14 protein-coding genes and 1 pseudogene are annotated in these 15626 nt (G+C 49.4%); 5 read left to right on the forward strand and 10 right to left on the reverse strand.

Annotated elements, in window-relative coordinates:
* Positions 1-109 precede the first annotated feature (109 nt).
* A pseudogene (locus L1D55_RS09740) lies at positions 110-574 on the forward strand (IS5 family transposase); the annotation flags it as partial.
* A gap of 210 nt (positions 575-784) precedes the next feature.
* Here the strand turns inward: L1D55_RS09740 and L1D55_RS09745 are convergent.
* The 8 genes from L1D55_RS09745 to L1D55_RS09780 are packed head-to-tail and all read right to left on the reverse strand — an operon-like array spanning position 785 to position 10853.
* The gene (locus tag L1D55_RS09745; protein ID WP_171321788.1) at positions 785-1927 is read right to left on the reverse strand and encodes a PrpF domain-containing protein; all 1143 of its coding nucleotides are present in this window, start codon (positions 1925-1927) and stop codon (positions 785-787) included.
* 1 nt (position 1928) lies between these two features.
* Positions 1929-3131, reverse strand: a complete 1203-nt coding sequence (locus L1D55_RS09750) for an MFS transporter (RefSeq protein WP_171321790.1) — start codon at positions 3129-3131, stop codon at positions 1929-1931.
* The gene (locus tag L1D55_RS09755; RefSeq protein WP_239917293.1) at positions 3118-4398 is read right to left on the reverse strand and encodes an ATP-grasp domain-containing protein; all 1281 of its coding nucleotides are present in this window, start codon (positions 4396-4398) and stop codon (positions 3118-3120) included. Before L1D55_RS09755 ends, L1D55_RS09750 begins: the two co-directional genes overlap by 14 nt.
* Before the next feature lie 13 nt (positions 4399-4411).
* Positions 4412-5662 carry an ATP-grasp domain-containing protein gene (locus L1D55_RS09760; RefSeq protein ID WP_239917294.1) on the reverse strand — a complete coding sequence of 417 codons (1251 nt, stop codon included), beginning with the start codon at positions 5660-5662 and terminating at the stop codon, positions 4412-4414.
* A gap of 10 nt (positions 5663-5672) precedes the next feature.
* On the reverse strand, positions 5673-6611 hold the full coding sequence (locus L1D55_RS09765) for an alpha/beta hydrolase (RefSeq protein WP_239917295.1): 939 nt from the start codon (positions 6609-6611) through the stop codon (positions 5673-5675).
* Between the two features lie 11 nt (positions 6612-6622).
* Positions 6623-8308 carry an asparagine synthase-related protein gene (locus tag L1D55_RS09770; protein WP_239917296.1) on the reverse strand — a complete coding sequence of 562 codons (1686 nt, stop codon included), beginning with the start codon at positions 8306-8308 and terminating at the stop codon, positions 6623-6625.
* Positions 8309-8311: 3 nt separating this feature from the next.
* Positions 8312-10066, reverse strand: a complete 1755-nt coding sequence (locus L1D55_RS09775) for a LeuA family protein (protein WP_239917339.1) — start codon at positions 10064-10066, stop codon at positions 8312-8314.
* Between the two features lie 10 nt (positions 10067-10076).
* On the reverse strand, positions 10077-10853 hold the full coding sequence (locus L1D55_RS09780; RefSeq protein ID WP_171321802.1) for a class I SAM-dependent methyltransferase: 777 nt from the start codon (positions 10851-10853) through the stop codon (positions 10077-10079).
* Between the two features lie 381 nt (positions 10854-11234).
* Here L1D55_RS09780 and L1D55_RS09785 point away from each other — a divergent pair, with 381 nt between their 5' ends.
* Positions 11235-12227 carry a TauD/TfdA family dioxygenase gene (locus L1D55_RS09785; protein ID WP_239917297.1) on the forward strand — a complete coding sequence of 331 codons (993 nt, stop codon included), beginning with the start codon at positions 11235-11237 and terminating at the stop codon, positions 12225-12227.
* 274 nt (positions 12228-12501) lie between these two features.
* Here L1D55_RS09785 and L1D55_RS09790 read toward each other — a convergent pair whose 3' ends face one another.
* Both L1D55_RS09790 and L1D55_RS09795 read right to left on the reverse strand, forming a co-directional pair.
* A complete protein-coding gene (locus L1D55_RS09790; protein ID WP_239917298.1) occupies positions 12502-12966 on the reverse strand; it encodes a tRNA (cytidine(34)-2'-O)-methyltransferase in 465 nt (154 codons plus the stop codon).
* 138 nt (positions 12967-13104) lie between these two features.
* Entirely contained in the window at positions 13105-13635 is a 531-nt protein-coding gene (locus L1D55_RS09795) for an RNA-guided endonuclease TnpB family protein (RefSeq protein ID WP_239917299.1), read from the reverse strand.
* Between the two features lie 534 nt (positions 13636-14169).
* Here L1D55_RS09795 and L1D55_RS09800 point away from each other — a divergent pair.
* The 3 genes from L1D55_RS09800 (at position 14170) to L1D55_RS09810 (ending at position 15620) form a co-directional block, all read left to right on the forward strand.
* A complete protein-coding gene (locus tag L1D55_RS09800) occupies positions 14170-14502 on the forward strand; it encodes a hypothetical protein (RefSeq protein ID WP_081230238.1) in 333 nt (110 codons plus the stop codon).
* 57 nt (positions 14503-14559) lie between these two features.
* Positions 14560-14889: a type IV conjugative transfer system protein TraL gene (locus tag L1D55_RS09805; RefSeq protein ID WP_081230239.1), complete on the forward strand. Its 330-nt coding sequence runs from the start codon at positions 14560-14562 to the stop codon at positions 14887-14889.
* 62 nt (positions 14890-14951) lie between these two features.
* The gene (locus L1D55_RS09810; protein ID WP_239917300.1) at positions 14952-15620 is read left to right on the forward strand and encodes a type IV conjugative transfer system protein TraE; all 669 of its coding nucleotides are present in this window, start codon (positions 14952-14954) and stop codon (positions 15618-15620) included.
* Positions 15621-15626: the final 6 nt, after the last annotated feature.

Genomic DNA, 15626 nt, shown 5'->3' on the forward strand with positions numbered 1-15626 from the left:
GTGGTCACCAAAACAATCTTGAAACTCAAATATGGATTTGTTACTTAGGATAAGAGCTGCGCAATACTTATGACTAGGGCATGTTGATCTTTCGTGAGTGTTTTTTGAACAACATAGTACAGGTTCAGCTACTGAAAGCTCTGAGCAAATAGGAAAAACTCGCGGAGGCAACTCAACCAAAATTCACTTAGCTGTGGATAGTGGTGGCCTGCCGATTTGCTTTGATTTATCAGAAGGCCAACGCCACGATATAGTGCATGCCAAAAGCTTAGTTGAACAACTCGATGAAGTTAATACCATCGTTTGTGATAAAGGGTATGACAGCGAACCTTTCCGTACTTTTGTTAAGGAATATGGCGGAGAAACGGTAATTGCTAAACGCAATTACGGGCAGGATATAGACAAAGCCAATATGGATTGGTGTCTATACAAGTATCGTCACCTGGTTGAAAATGCCTTTGCGAGAATTAAGCATTACCGAGCTATTTCAAGTAGAGATGACAAGCTAGAAAGGAATTATGCCAGCATGTTATCGCTGGCATTCATGTTAATGTGGCTACCGATGTATTGCTGAATAAGAAATCTACAGCAAAGATCAACACGCCCTAGTCAAATTTTAGTCTTTGCTCTCCCAAGGGCATTGTTGGCGGCTCTGCCTTCAAGGTTGATAACCAGATCGAGTACGATTGCGCGATCATAAAAGATATCAATGCAGCATCTATCTTGCATTTGATTCAATCGGCGCAAAATCTCGTGTTCGCAAACGCTCCCTCAATCCCATCTACTAATCCAAGTATGCGATCCCTGACATTAGAAGACGCGCTGTTCGCCCCAATTGAGCTCGCGTAACGTGGTGCTCTCCATTACTCTCGTTGACACCTACATCAATGGACATCGTGCCCCCTGGATGGCCCAGCGAGACACGTTGACAAGGCGTCTCGGATCCAGACGCAATTCGAGCTAAATAGGGCACAGTATGTTCGATACACGCCGCGACCGCAGTTCCGACCGCTCCTGTGCCTGGAAACGCTTTGGAAAATTGACCACGTGAATACGAGCGAACCAATAAATCCATATCACCTTGAGGAATTGGCTGGCCACTGCCAGCGCGATAAGTGTGGGCACTATCAATGATGTGCACTAACGGGTTCATATTACGCGATAAACTCAATGCTAACTCGGCATTAGAGAAGAACCCCAGTTCTAATGCAACTGTCGCTCTTAGACTGTCGAGGCGTTCAAGTAAGCCGCAATTGGCTTGCAAGGTGTCTAGACTGTCTGAGGGGCGGATGTTTAACTCATTTGCGTGTACAAAGATATGCAAATTGGCCATGTCCACGACTGTTACTTCGAGTTGGCCAATCCCAGGAACGGCAACAAGCGAGCGACGCTCTCCAGTGGGAAACAAGCCGCGATTTAAACACGAGCCAGAGAAGTCACGAAAATCAAGATCAATTTTAGGTCCCTGTCCCGGTACCCCGCCGATTGCAAAGTCGCCGGTTTTGAGTGGGGTACCATTTGTCACGGGTACCATGGCTTCAAGTACTCGGCCCGTATTGCTCTGCTCAATACGGATCAAGCGATGGTTTTCTGAGGCGTTTCCCAAACCTTGATGAGCCGCGTAAAGGGCGGCACCCGCGCTAATATTGCCACAGTTCGATTGCCAATCGACCGTGGGATGCTCCGTGCCCACCTGACCGAACAAGTAGGCGACATCGCAATCCGTTCGGCTTGATGGGCCGATGATCGCGACTTTGCTGGTGAGCTTATCTGCTCCCCCAAGACCATCTATTTGGCGCCGATCTGGGGTGCCAAAAAGACGCAATATCATCGCATCTCGTGTCGGGCCAGCTGGTGGGACTTCTGAGGCGTCGAGGAACACCCCTTTCGAGGACCCTCCTCGGATAATTTTTGTCCTGATTTCCATATCAATCCTGCGGTTCGTTTTGAACGTTCTTGACGGTGTGATGCTCTCGCGTCAACCACCAAGCCAACACATAAATGGTCATCGAGCCGGCAACCGACAACAACAACACCTGATTCATACTCAGCCAGTTCGCTAGCACCCCGACCACGCCACCCGAAATCGGAATGGTGCACAAAATGATCGCGACCATCGCCCCCAGCACCTGACCTAAATTCTCAGTGGGAATGTATTTAACCCGTTCCGTTCGCAGGTAGAGCACAAACAAAGACCGCATGACGATGAATCCGGTGTACAACAGACAAAAAGCGACGAAACTGGGCGATAATCCCATCCATACGACGAGCAATGATGACATCACCAACGACAGATGACCGACCCAAACTAAATCCCAGTGGCTCACCCAGCGTGTGATTAGCGCCATGAAGACAATCACACACAACGCACTGCCACCGTTTAAATACCCTACCATGTCAGGGCCTTGCCCGTATTGCGTGAGGATGAGGCCAGGAAGAAGCGCGTACACCGCCCCTTCAATGAAATTGGTGCCCATGGTCAGCACCGTGAGCCTTGTCAGTGGTTTTGAGGCCCAGATCCAACGAAAACTCTCGATCACGCCAGAAACAGAGTCCGGCTTGGCACGTGCCTCTTGTTCCGGAAAGCGGACCAAAGTCATGCCAGCCGCTAGGGCAAATAAAAGGGTGCACATCGCCATGACCCCTTCAATGCTGCCCCATGCCAACAATAAGCCCCCGGCGGCGGGGCCCGCGACTCGAGTCGTGTTTTCGATCACTTGAAGCCAACTCTGATTACGCGCCAGCTGCGCTTTATCCAGTTGGGTCGCAACGGAATATTCAAGGACCAGAAAAGCGTAGCCATTAAGCAGGGACAATAACCCGGCCATACTCATCAGCAAGATGGGCTGCTCGATCCAGATCAAGACAAACGCGCCAGCGGCGCGCACTGCATCAATGGCGACGTACTGGGAACGCAGTTTCCAGCGATCGATCCATCCGCCGAGGAAAGGCAAGCCGATGATACGTGGCAGCCATTGCACCATCACCGCCATCCCTGACCAAGCGACGTCTTCGGTGATCATGTAAATGGCGACGGGTATCGCCAACAAGGCGATTTGATCCGCCAATAACCCCAGACTTCGAATCGCAAGAAACCATTCAAAGGGACGCTTAGAGTCAGCCAACACCATGTTCTGCCAACCCCTCTATCTCACTGTACTGATGAAACCACGCTCGCCCCTTGTCGATGATATGGCACGCGTGCTGCTCATCGTCTGCGACAAAGACAAAGCTGGCGATGCTCTCGGTCGCCGCCTTAGGTGCTTGTAAGGTGCACCCAGCAGAGATATTAACCGTATAATCAACCACTTCCGCTAAGCCACATTCACTTGGGATCTGTTTGACCAAGCCAGGCTTAGGGGAAATCAATGCCCAGCCTGTGATCGGCCGCGTCGCTTCTTTGTCCTTGATCTGGCGCAGCAAGTTTTGTGTCGCAAGGCCACACTCCTGTCTTGCCCACAACTCGTTGAGGTTGCACCCAAGGGCGGCTTCGAGACCGTCGCCAATTCGAGCGCCTCCAGTCCGGCTGGCAATCTCGCACAGAACCAGCTGATCGTCTGGCGTATGGAACACTTCAGCATGAAAAGTGGTCGTGTCCGGCGTGGATAAGGCATCCAACACCGATTGAACAAATTGTTGTAAACGTTCAGTCAACGGGTTGTCTTTGGCCAAAGTATAACTTGCAGTGGCTTCGCCGTCGTTGTGTTGAAAATCCAGCGATTCGGTGTGATAACAGGATGGAATGATCGTGTAGGATTTCCCTTGCACGACAATCCCATCAATGTGGTAGGTCCGGCCTGGCACAAACTGCTCAACCATCAGGTTGGGCACGACATCCAACGCGGGAGTAAAGCCTTGGGCGATGAAATGGTCTAACTCAGATTGATCACGCAGCAACGTGACGCCATACGAGCCCGCCCCATTTTGCGGTTTGACCACGAGCGGGAAACCGTACTGCTGTGCGAAATCGAGTAAAGTATGCACACTCTGCACCGCCGAAAAGGGAGCAACAGGCACGTTGGCACGCTGGAGCACGGCTTTCATCGTCACCTTGTTGCGGAAGCAGCGCGCACTGTGTTCGTCTTGACCGGGGATATTCAGATAGGCTCGCAGTCGCGCCGCCCGCTCAACATCGAATTCCGCTTGAGCGACAATCGCCCGAATGGTATGAGTTTTGGCGATATCTAGCACCGCCAGTTCCACCTCACCGTTCGTGTCGTAGTGTTTTACCGCGTGTACTGACTGGTAAGCGTGTTGTGGCAGCATCTCCAAGCTTTCTGAAAAGGCGTCCAGTTTCTCTTGCGAAGTGATGAGAAACAGCGGCTCCTGGCTGTCTTTTAGCCATTCGTGGTAAGGGGATGAGGCGAGGGCGGCTCGATGTAAAATCACTATTGCCATCTGTTGACTCCTGCTATTTGTTTTCAACAACCAAGTTTGAATAGAACCACTGATGTACGGCTTGAAGGCGTGCCATCACCGCGTGACTGTCGTCGCCTGTGACCACCACCGATGCTACATGCTCACCGGAAGAGTCTGTCGCGTTAAAGTGATCGCCGACCGATGCCGCTGTGCGGTAATCATAGATGTCATCAAGTGGGCATGTTTGAGGGATAGCGACGATCGTGCCTTGTTTCGGCCTGAGCATGAGGTACCCTGATAATCGTTCCGGATGACGAGTGAGGTTATGGCCAATCGGGAAGTCACCGCTTCCCCCTGCCATGGCCTTAGCCCACTCTCGATTGAGCCAGACCCCAAAACTGGCCTTGAGCAAATCGTTGATACGAAATCCGCCAGTTCGTGCGGCAATTTCATTGACCAAAAGCTGCCCATCTCGAGTACGAAATACCTCGGCATGAAACGTGGTGGTCGAGAGCGGTGGTAACGCGCTTAACGTCTGTTCGATCAGGGCTTGTAATGGCTTACGTATGGGATCATCGGGTGATAAGAGCACACCACCGAACAGGCTTTCACCATCATCATAGACGGATACATCGCCAATGTAGCGCGATGGCCAGATGACCTTCAGTTCCCCATTTTCGATCAGACCATCGACATGATACTCAGTGTCAAAATCCACCCACTGCTCAGCGAGCAGGTGTTTCTGCGCCTCCATGCTGGGACCGAATCCTGACTGAGCAAATTCACGCAGTTGCTGTTCATCCTGCAAAACCGTTAGCCCCATCGACGCGGCCAACAGCCGCGGCTTCACGACAATGGGATAACCGACTTGCTCAACAAAGCGTAATACTTCTATGACATTGCTGATGGCACTAAACGGAGTCACCGGCACGCCTTGCTCGCTCAACGTCTGCTTCATCAGCCATTTATCACGGTAATAGAGCGCCTGTTGCTCCGTTGTCCCCGCCAAGCCCAGCCGTGCGCGTAAGCGCCCCGCACGAATTTGGTCCCATTCTGACATGGCCACAATGGCGGTAAACGCCTGTTGCTCATGTTGCTTGAGTACGGCCAATTCAAGTGCGTCAGAGGTGTCGTAGTCCTCAAATTCCTTGATTGATGCGTAGTGGGCGTCGGCTAAGGCTTGCTGAGCGGGTGCGAGGTCTCGTCTTCCTGGCGCGGTGTAATAATGCAGTGAGCGTTCAGGTAACCACTCATGGTAAGCCGAGTAGGACATCGCTGAACGATTTAAGATTAAAATAGACATGGTGATCTCCTTATGCATTCAAGCTGAGCGGGTCACACTGGTGGCTGAAGTCCCTCAGCTCACGAACCAAGGTGTGACGCTTTTTACTGTATTGAACGTTGTGATCGGCTTGGGCGATGATCCGATGTTGTTTGATAGGACTTGCCAGTGCATCAAAATAGTCACGCACATCGTCAAATTGCGCGACAAAATCGTGCTCGCCGTGAATGACCAAGGTGGGGACTTTAATATCCCGAGGCTCATGCAAAGGTAAGTTGTACAATGACTCCGTCAAACCCGTTGTGGGGCTGGTCGGATCGAGACGTAACGCACAATCAATAAACTGGGTACGCACCTCAGGATCAAACGTATTGGGCGTTTTAAAATCGGCCCCTGCATGCTGGCGGGTGTTAACCCGACGTGGGGCCGTGGGTTTGGGGGTCGATTTAACAAACTCTGCTTGACCCGTTCCTCCCCAGATCGCGCCCCAATAGACAAAGCCCGCTAAACTGTCTCCGTGACGCCCTGCATATCGACTGGCGACTTGGCCGCCCCATGACCAACCTACCAGCACGGGCTTGTGGCCCGTGGTTTGATGGAGATAGCGCACAGCTTCGCCGACTTGTTCAACATAATCGTCGATGGTTTCCGCGGCGGAATACGATGGGGAGGGGGAAAACCCATAGCCAGAAAAATCCAGACACCAGCAACCTAGCGACTCACTCAGCTGTAAGATCAAGGAATACTCGTTGGCGGAATGGCCCGGGATCGTGAGATGAAAAACGCTTGCCGATGAATACGTGACCCCATGCAGCAAGAGCACTTGAGGGCCCGTCATTGGACCGCACTGAAACGCAGTCAGCGCCGTTTTTCTCCATGGGATCTCATGACGTTGGATTCCAACGCCTCGCATTTGTTGTTCGATGGTTGAGAGCTCGTCGGTATTCGCCCGTCGTAACCAATCCTGCATGCTCGCCTCCATTAGCGATGAACCTTGTTGAGCCAGAAGGCTAAGCTAAGCAGCGGCACAGCGATGGCTGCGGCGCCAGAGTCACGCCCTTTGAGCCCCCGACACACCGTGGCAATACCGTCTGGGCGGATCCCTGAGACAGATAAAGCCTGGCGGGAGTCCATTAAGACCTCGGTGGCCCAAGGTCGTAATACGCCGCACAGCCAGTCGTGTACTGGAGCACGAAATGCCCGCTTGACTTGCCAGGGACCCGACTGCGCCATCAATTCAGGGTAGGCTTGTCTCAATAACATCTTGCCTTGTCCTGAGCTGAGGTTTGCTTGAGGTGGGCACGACATCGCGAGGTAAGGGACCTCACCGTGGAGAAACGGCGTTCGACCTTCTATTGAGCGTGACATTAAAATCTGGTCCGCTCGATGTAACAGCGGCCCCAGACTCAAATCGAGTTCGGCTTCACGCAGTCGCTCCAGTGCAGAGAGCGTTGACTCGCTTGGGTACGCGCGTTGTAACTGCGCCTTGAGTGCGTCGACTTGAGGTGTACCCAGTAAACGCGTCAAGTAGTGTTCTTTTTGCGCCGAACACATAAAAGTCACAAGGGGATCGGGCGAGGTAAAATCCACGCTTTGGTAACTTTGGTACCCCATGAACAGCTCATCGGCGCCTTCACCCAGCAGCAGTACCACGATGCCTTGTTGCTGAGCCGCATCAGCGAGTCCCATGTATAAGGGGACCGAGGACATGGCAGTCGGCTCCCCTAGGATGTGGGAAGCGGCTTCCAGCCCAGTGGCGAAATCGCTCGGAGTGACCGTCACGCAGTGGTGTTGCCAAGTCGACACCACCTTGGAGAAACCCCGCAGCGCGCTCAGATCTTCAATGCCGTCCTCGCAGCCTTCAACGCGGACACTGACCGTCTTGAGATCTTCGACGCCCCGTTGAGCAAGCTCGTAGGCCAGAATAGTGGAATCAAGCCCGCCACTGATTGCAAGACCTAACGGCCGATCGGACACCAATGTTCGTTCGATGGATTCGGATAGGGCTCGACGCAGCTGTTGGGCTGTCACGGGCGACTTAGGTGCAGACTTGGCCTGAGGTGGGCGTTTGTTCACGACCTCACCTGAGCGTATCGTCACCGAATGCCCACGCTCCAATTGTGTCACCCCACTGACTAAGCCCTGCTGATGCAAGGGTTTACCGAACGCTAGAAACTGTTGGACATTGATGGGGGCGATGTCCACCGGGGCCGCGGTATAAAGGGGCTCGGGATGAGACGCCGCCAATATACCGATCTCCGTTTCACGCATCCACAACGGCTTTATGCCCAAGGGATCACGTTGTAGGGTCAATTGGCCATCCGGATGAGACAAGCAGGCAAGGGCGTACATACCATCGACCTCTTCGCCATGGGGGTCAATGAGCGCGCTCACTTCCCCTTTACCTCCCGACGGGACCTGCCCATTGTGCCAATAAACTTCACCATTGTAGGCCGCCGTCAATTGAGAGGTGAGGCGGATTGGTTCAGCTTCTGATTGGTCTGCTCTCACTCTCAATCGCACCATGCCGACGCCTGCATTGGCATCAAGCACGAATCCTTGACCATCAGGCCCCCGCATGTGCTGATGTTGATTGATGGTTTTGAGAAGATCCAAGGCGAGATCCTCTCGCCCTTTTTTAAGACTAACGGCCGCAATTCCACACATGGATCACACCGACTTTAAGCTGTACATGATGGTTTCTTGAGCGTCTGGGAAATGACACTGGTTTTTCACTGCGACTTGCGAACCATCGTCGAACGTCAAACTTTGTATCAATTGCTTAAGCGATTCATCGGAGAAACGCGTTTCCATTCCGCGGCTTCGGTACCATTGCAACAGTACCTCGCGATCAATGTTTCCATGGGGAACCAGAGACTCTTCCAAAATATCTCCCGCTTTCGAAAAATCGATGGTTTGGGTTTTCTCACAATAAAAACGATCGAGCACTTGGCGTCCCTTGCCCAACTCAATCATCTTTTCATCCATGGCATACAAGCCCAGTTTGACGGAAGCTCGAACTTCTCCTTGTTTGGCCAAGGCCACCATATTCATTAGCGCTTTTTCTGCTTCCTGAGTGGTAAATCGATTGACTAAACGGTCATTCAGGACATAGTCGTGGTATCCGATTAAGTCGCTGTTTAATGGCGCTGTAATATCTAACACATGAATAGGTGGGGCATTCGGCGCAAGGGCTTCTTGCAATGACTCGCACATGCCTTTGGAAAAATCGTAAACGGTCACGTCGACGTTTTTAGCCATCAGGTGCTCGACCAAATCTTTGGTTGACGCGCCAATCACTGCGACTTTATCGCCCGCTTTGATCCCAGCGGTGAACAGTTCGAGCTCTGATTCACTCGGCTTTGCAGACTTGCGGCCTTTTTCCCAAAACAATCCCCCTACAATGTCCCAACCGGCGGTTTTTTCGTTGACTACTGTCTCTGTCACTATGTTGCTCCTTACGTTTTGTTTAGAAATTTTGCAGGCTTGACCAAATTGCACAGGGTCAATCCATTGATAGCTGTTTGGATCGCGTTTTACGGCCTTCACATGCAATCGCGCCGTATGAGTGAAAGCGTGATCGCCAAAAATAGGAGAGGCAGGAGAAATGGGTTGCCCACTGCAGTGCGCGACATAGTTTGACAGCGCATGCAGCTGTTCTCCTTGCCCCTGTTCCAATGTGCGCTCACCTCGGTGATGTAAGTTCACTGCCAGCACCCCGTGGTCGGTGATACCACAGCGCTCACCCAGCCCATTTGTTGACACTGAGATCCAGTCCACCCCAGACTCGACAGCTTGAATGGCGTTGGCCATCGCCAAGCCGCGGTCATCATGGAAATGGGCTTCCAGCTCAATGTCAGGAAATTCACAACGTAACGTACTCATGAATAAGCCAGTCTGTTTCGGTTCCAGTAAGCCAACACTGTCCGCAAAACACAGTCTTTGGGCTCCCGCTTCCACTGCTGTTCGATATGAGGTCAGCAAGCGGTCGAGTGGTGTTCGGCTGGCGTCTTCAATGGTGTAGCGTACTCGTAGGCCATGTTGCCTCGCCTCGTGGACTGATGCGGCGATCTTATCCAGCAGCGCAGGAAAGTTACTGCCGGTAAGCCGCGTTCGTTCAGTCATTGGATTAACCCCAAGAAATATCCCGACCCAAGCAGCCCCCGAACGCGCAACGGCATTGATATCGTCAGGGTGAGCGCGTGCATGGGACAAGATGGGGACCCCCAAATCCATGCCAACGACTGCGCTGACATGCGCCATCGCTTCCTCGGAGATCAAGGGGTGGCCGACTTCGAGCATATCCGCACCTGCGTTTACTAGGCGTTGGGCTATCTCGCAGACTTGCTGTGTAGAAAAATGCACATCAGGGGCTTGAAAACCTTCTCGCAATGTTGCATCGATCAATTTGGGGAAGTGTTTCATTGCCACAATCTTAACTCCACGCTTTACGCGCTATCAGCGCCCAAACACGATGAGGGATTTCCATAGGGTCGTTGGCAAACTTAGCGGCCAGTGCCGTTTGATGCTCTTCATCAAACGCATCCACTTGGGTAGGGGAAAGACTGGCCGAGATACCTGCGCTCGCTCGGATCCGGCCACGCCAACGCTCATGCGAATATGGAATCGTGCAGTCAAAGCTGAATGTCTCTAAATGTTCAAACCCCTCTGTTGCGACATCAGATAACCAACGCGGGTAGAGTCCCGAACCGCCTGACATCGACCAATTTGGGTTGTGTTTGAGGATCAACGATTCGGTCAGCTCGACCATGTTGCCGGTGAGTGGGAGCCAATCAAAATGACAAATGACCAAGGCGCCACCTGGCTTCAAAACGCGGCGACATTCACGCGCGACCTGAGCTGCGTTAAACCAATGCCAGCATTGACCAGCCGAGATGACGTCCATCGACTGGTCTGCAAACGGCAATTCTTCCGCGCTGCCTACGTGGTAATCCACCCGCGTTCCAGCTTGTTGATCCAGAGTCTTCGCTTGCTCAATCAATTCTGAAGCCACATCGAGTCCGCAAACGTGTGCTCCTTGCAATGCGAATTGACGGGCTAACGTTCCGGTCCCAGTCCCAATGTCCAGAATTGATTGGCCCGATTGGCCTATTGCATAAGGCTGTAAACGAGAAAGTAATGCCGGTGGGAATCCTTCACGATGCTGCACATAGTCACTTGCTGTTTTGCCGAAATCTATTTCATTTGCCACTTGCTCACTCCCTTTATTAATAACGAATTAACAAACGTCACTGTTCTTTTACAAATAACATAATTAATAAAAAGTGCTACACAGAAAACTGAAATAAATAACAATCAAATATGAAAATTTGATCTTCCCCTTATTTTTAAGGATTATTTATTATTAATAAATAAAACATTTAAAGGAGTGATAGAAATATCAAATTCACTAAGTTGATAAATTATTTGGTGATTAATTGCTAATGAGCATATTAATAATTAAAAATATAGACTTTAGTCTAATGTTATACATGAGAATTAAGTGATAAATATTCCTTTAAAACAGTGCGTTACAGCTACAAAGTTATAAGGATATAAAGTGAATAGACTAAAGGGCCTAAATTGGAAAGGGGTGGAACTCCGTGAAGTAGAAGATTGGATTCTAACTATTAAAGACGATAAGGACGGGTTCTCTTCATTAAAGTATCATAAGAAATATATTGATGATGTTTTAAAAGGTCGCGGATTCATATTAATTAAAGGGCTCCCTGTCGATCGCGTTTGTTTAAATCAATGTGAAAAAGAGATGCTGAATGTTGGCTTTTTATTTGGGGCACCCGTGTCACAAAGTAATAAATTTGACTTCATTGGACACGTGACCGATAAACACAGTGATATCTCGCAACCCACACAACGAGGGTATGAAAGTCGCGCGGCGTTACCCTTCCATTCCGATCGGTGTGACTTATTGGCTTTGTTGTGTATCCATCCAGCCCGTCATGGTGGAGAAACTCGGTTGGTCAGCGCGGTTTCCGCGTTTGATCAGTTACAACGCTCTCATCCCAATCTAGCGCGTCTTCTTACCCAGCCGTATCCGTTTGACAAGCGAGATGACGCTCAAGAGGGTGAGCGAGGGTGGACGATGCTGGCCCCTTTTTCCTCTTCGAATGGAAATTTCGTTTCGCGTTATGTGCGACGCTTCATTGAAGGCTCTCAGCGATTTCCCGATGCACCCCGACTCACCGCTGACCAACGCCAAGCGATGAACATGTTGGACCGTTACTTAGAGCAAAAAGGCCAATCATTGGACCTGTCGCTTGAAACGGGTGATTTGCTGCTGATGGACAATCATCGCCTGCTACACGCGCGTTCTGAATTTACTGACACATCGAGTACTGCTGAAGACAAGAGGTTGCTGCTCCGGCTATGGTTAGCGTATGAAAGCAGTCCTGCGCTACCAACAACCTACCAAGAAACCTACGGCAGGGTAGAGGGTGGAACTTACCGAGGCGGTGTCTGGCCGCGTGCTTTCCCGCTCTCAAATGTGCCTGCCAACATGGTTGATGCCAGATGCTTGATGGAGAAACAACTTCAGGGCGACTGGATCGCGGAGGGAGAACAATAGTGATGGAGACCTGCAGTTCCCGTTTCATTCACGAGCGCTTGAGTAAGATGGTTATCTCCTAATTTCAAGCTGATCTGCTCCAACAAAGCGGGGTATCAAACATAGCGGTTTCGCATATTTATAGTTATTCATGAATTACTAATGCAGCTAAGTCACTGGCAAATTTTTGTTCAGAGACGTGCTGTGAGTGCCAATGGCACCCTTCATCACACATTGATAAGTCCACGCATGGGCTAATATACAAAAATTCTATTTGTTTAATGATTCACATCTATCAACTACCGTCAGGAAAACCTAGTTGGTGCCAAGCTTCATAGGTAACAACAGCAACAGAATTCGAGAGGTTCATACTTCTTGCATCGGGTAGCATTGGGATACGTATGCGCTGCTCTTCTGAAATAGCATTGCGTACATCATCTGGAAGGCCTGAAGTCTCGGCACCAAATAAAAGAACATCGCCTTCTTGATAACGCGGCTCATCATGAGGTCGTGATCCCTTGGTCGTCAAAGCAAAAATCCTACGCTCCCCCATCTCAGAAAGAAATGAATCGTAGTCTGGGTGAACAGTTACTCTTACAAGATCTCGATAGTCTAATGCCGCACGACGCAATTTTTTTTCCTCTAAATCAAAACCCAGCGGCTCTATGAGGTGTAAATGACAACCATTGTTAGATGCCAATCTAATAATGTTGCCTGCGTTTGCAGCAATCTTGGGTGTGAACAGTGCAATATGGAACATAGTGCTAAGATCTGTTTTGGTAATGATGTGTCGGAAATATACCGATATTTTGCGATTATTTCACAAATTTTTTTCTATCAGTTTTTTTATACACTCACCAGTAGGCTAGGCTCATTGAAACGTAATGAAATCGCACTTTCACTCACTCACGTGTAAAAAATTTGCCCATTTTTGGTCCGTATAAGAAACAAAATAGCGACCCGCACTGTCTTTGCTGATTGTGATAGTGGTAGGTTCGCTTGGTAGTTCACGACTCCAGCGCACATTAAGCGGTTGTTTGGACTTGGCAATAAATAGTTGCCCGTCACGGTACTTAAAGGCGGATTTGGTGAACTCAACAGATTGTTTAGAGCGCTTCTTTTTAAAGGTTGGGTATTTAGCTCGCCCCTCAAAGAAGTTCTTAAATGCGACTTGTTGATGACGTAACGATTGTTGAAGAGGTACGCAAGAGACATCATTCAACCAAGGAAACTCAGGGTTTTTCTTGAGTTCAGTCAGGTAGCTTGATGCTTTGTTGTAGATAATCTTGGTTTGGTCATTGTAGTAAGCGTCAGTACGCCAACGAAGAATAGAGTTGTAAACAAATCGCGTACAGCCGAACGTCTGCTCAAGTAAGGTTACTTGCTCAGGGGTTGGGTAAATGCGGTATTTGTAAGCTCTTTCTTTCATAACTCACAAAAATACACCAATTCTTGTGAGTGTAAATAAGGTTAAATGTCTAACGAGGAGCGGCATTTCCTCCCCTCCATTCGCGCTTCGCGACTACGGAAGAGGTATCCATGCCGAAAATTAAGATGATTCTTCTCCTCGGCAAAAACGCTGTCTATTGATAGTAACGTCCCCTCCTCGGAGTACCTAGAAACCTCCCCCCGTTTGGTATCGCTGGTGGTTGAAATCATCGCCATCGAAGCCCTTTCTATTCTGGCTGCAGCTCTGTACTCAGAACCCGTCATCCGCCTGAAATATGAAAGTCACAGTTGGTAGATGCATGGAACTCAATAAAGCATATTGATTGTCAACAATGAGATTTTGGATAAATCAAGATTTTGTCACATAAAAATAAGCATAAATAACAGGTGCTTATGTAAAAAAACAATTAAACCTAAAAAAACGGCTCACTATTTGGAATTCAAAATTAGGTTACCTGCAATGATTCAAGGGCCTACTTAAAAGGTATTTACCGGAATTATTGGAGATATTTCTATGCAAAACACAATCAACGTCAATGATGTACAAAAAGTAGATTCAAAGACGACATACCTCGGCTTAATTACATTCGCGCTTATGTTTTTTACCGTCTCGGCCATTGCCGGTTCAGGTGGTGATGCGTTCCAAGGCTTATTTGATGAACTAGTGAGCTTTGCTGAAGGTGTTCCTGGACAAATTATCGCGTTCTGTTCTTTCGCAGGGATCATCATCTTCTCAATGGTTCGACCAAACCTTATCGGTCTTGGTGTTTCTGTCATCATCATGCTGGTGCTGGCGCAACTTCAAACCATTATCACTACCATGCTAACTGCCGGTCTTCCGGTATAAAACAACAGATGTCTCTGGGCCTTATAGAAGAGGCCCAGAAGTACATAAGGGGGTCATATGAGTAAGTTAGACATCAATAATGATGCTCGTCCTCAACTACCGAACAATCAAACCTATGTGCCACTTCGAGTAAACGACAAACAATCGGTGATCGGAATGGAGTCGGATACAGCGGGGATTTTGCTTGTCGGTATCGCTATCGGACACATCAGCAAGAACCTGTTACTTATCGGTGGAATCGCCATTCTTCTCGCTCTCGCCTATTCATGGGTCAAAGATAACTATCCCAAAGGTCGGCTCAAACACATGTTGTGGTGGGCTGGAATCATTAACTTTAAATCCCGTAAATCGTTTCCAGAAGCATTTAACCGTACTTATTTTCGCTAACTCTTTGTAGCGTTCCGTTTTTAAATTCTATGTGTTGTTTTAGCAAAAGTTTGAGGTTTGCTATGAATATATTTAACCGCAAAAAAAAGGGGCAGGATGAGTCTGAACTGGAGCATGATTCAGATTCGAATGTCCAACGTTCTTGGCAAGCAGCCATCGACCACAGTAACAAAATGACAAAAATGATGGGGCTGTCCATCATTATCTGCGCGTTTCTAGCGTTTAAGGTAATGACAGTGAAACCCATCACCGTTGTTACCCCGCCTAATTTCTCTGAAGAAATTGTCATGATCGGCAACAAAGCCAACTCAGGTTACAAAAAGCAGTGGGGCATATTCATTGCCAGCATGCTTGGTAACGTGAATGTCCGTAATGTGGATATTGTCTTAGATACGCTCAAGCCAATGCTCTCCATTCGAGATTACGAAGCATTGAATGAGCAAGTGATCAGTCATGTGAAAGCTTTAGACATCAGGGACCAAGTGCAAGAGTTCAACGTATTAGATGTCTTCTACGACAACAAATACGACAAAGTGATTGTTTACGGCGAGCGTAAGCTTACCGAGCGAAAGAAACGCGGCAATAAAAGCAATGAACGCCGTGCAGTACGTTGGACATACGAACTCAAGATTGCCAATGCACACGGTAGTCCAAAAATGCAGTCCATTGACCAATACGAAGGCGCTCCGCAGATAGAACGCAATCGTATCGAACGCAAGCAAGACAAGTAGGTCCCG

This window comes from Vibrio sp. Isolate22, assembly GCF_022398115.1.
GTDB lineage: Bacteria > Pseudomonadota > Gammaproteobacteria > Enterobacterales > Vibrionaceae > Vibrio.